The sequence below is a fragment of the uncultured Acetatifactor sp. genome (genome assembly GCF_948601915.1).
GTDB lineage: Bacteria > Bacillota > Clostridia > Lachnospirales > Lachnospiraceae > Acetatifactor.
On the sequence record NZ_CAPDXS010000026.1, the window covers coordinates 1 to 1,232 of the forward strand.

1 pseudogene is annotated in these 1,232 nt (G+C 45.9%); it reads right to left on the reverse strand.

Annotated elements, in window-relative coordinates:
* Window positions 1–1,209, reverse strand: a pseudogene (locus Q2B33_RS06290) (hypothetical protein); the annotation flags it as partial.
* Between the last annotated feature and the right edge of the window lie 23 nt (window positions 1,210–1,232).

A 1,232-nucleotide genomic window follows, 5' to 3' on the forward strand; every position in this document is an offset into this window, starting at 1 on the left:
GCTCTCGCTCTCACTTACGATGGTGCTGGTGCTTTCGCTCTCGCTTACCACGGTACTGGTGCTCTCGCTCTCGCTTACCACGGTACTGGCGCTCTCGCTCTCACTTACGATGGTGCTGGTGCTTTCACTCTCGCTTACCACGGTACTGGTGCTCTCGCTCTCGCTTACCACAGTGCTGGTGCTCTCACTCTCGCTTACGATGGTGCTGGTGCTCTCGCTCTCGCTTACCACGGTACTGGTGCTCTCGCTCTCACTTACCACAGTGCTGGTGCTCTCACTTGCGGAGGCACTCTTGCTTGCACTCATAGATTCGCTCATGCTTAAATATGTAGACACTGATGTGCTTACACTATCTGACAAGGACTGGCTGGCACTCTCAGATGCTTTCGCGCTCTCGGACATCTCAGTGCTCTTCTGCTCTGAGAGACTCGAACTAGTAGAAGCGCTTGTACTGGCTTCCGTACTAGCCTTCTCTGATTCTGCCAGTAAGGCCTGGCTCTGGCTGGCACTCTCGCTTTCCTTCAGGCTAAGACTTTCCGATTTGTCTACGTATTCACTTTCGTATTCCTGCTGATATGCATCATTTCCATCACGGAAGTCCTTTTCACTAAAGTATCCTTTTCCGCCCTTAAAGTTATCCTTCTTATTAAGAATAAATTTTCCAGAGTTATCCTTCTCAAGTTCTATAACATAAATATTTTTTACTTTATCTGCATTATCACGATTGGGAGTAAGAGCTGTTCCCCAAGAGCCATATCCATTTCTATCTTCTATAGGATTACCATCTTTATCCGCTGTGACATAATCAAAATATCTCTCATGAACATTACCTTCTGCGTCTTTATATGTGGCAGTCACATGAGATCCGTCAATACCGTTTCCATTTGACTCCCACTTCGAAAACTCGACATCTGTATAATTATTCACCTGTGCATCAGTGAGCATCTTATACTGAATCAAAAGTTCTGCCAGCTTGGATGCTTCAGGATAATATCCAACTTTATCAAGGTCTTTATCAATCCTCTTTAATGCCTCTTGAATTTTTTGGTCTACAATCTTTTCTTGTGCCTCAATCAGCGCCTTCAACTGCTCCAGCCGCTGTAACCGGTTCTCACTATCATTATATTTCTCCAACAGGCTGTCGTACTCACTCTGCGCCGTAGAGAGTGCCGCAGACATAGATGTCTGTATGCTCTCTGAGGTAACCATTGATACACTCAAGCTCTCACTCA